The organism is Shewanella sp. AC34-MNA-CIBAN-0136, from assembly GCF_040309945.1.
Classification (GTDB): domain Bacteria; phylum Pseudomonadota; class Gammaproteobacteria; order Enterobacterales; family Shewanellaceae; genus Shewanella.
The window spans coordinates 1-283 of record NZ_JBEOPJ010000061.1 but is presented as its reverse complement, the minus strand read 5'-3'; the positions used below and the strand labels follow the sequence as shown (position 1 = coordinate 283).

The following is a 283-nucleotide window of genomic DNA, read 5'->3' as shown; positions in this document are numbered from 1 at the left end:
CAGAAGTGAAACACAGTATCGCCGATGGTAGTTTGGGGTCTCCCCATGCGAGAGTAGGTCATTTCCAGGCGCCTAATAAGCTTCAAGTAGTAGCTTTTGCTGATATGGCTCAGTTGGTAGAGCGCATCCTTGGTAAGGATGAGGTCCCCAGTTCGATTCTGGGTATCAGCACCAAGAATAATCTAGTGTTACGTCCTAGAGAAGAGTTTGTCTGGAAACCATAGAGCTGTGGCACCACCTGATCCCATTCCGAACTCAGAAGTGAAACACAGTATCGCCGATG

Annotated in this window: 1 tRNA gene and 1 rRNA gene; both read left to right on the top strand. The window is 48.4% G+C overall.

Annotated elements, in window-relative coordinates:
• Nucleotides 1–98 precede the first annotated feature (98 nt).
• A tRNA-Thr gene (locus AAEY94_RS20660) sits at nt 99–174 on the top strand.
• A gap of 36 nt (nt 175–210) precedes the next feature.
• Nucleotides 211–283: ribosomal RNA gene (gene rrf, locus AAEY94_RS20655) — 5S ribosomal RNA — on the top strand; the annotation flags it as partial.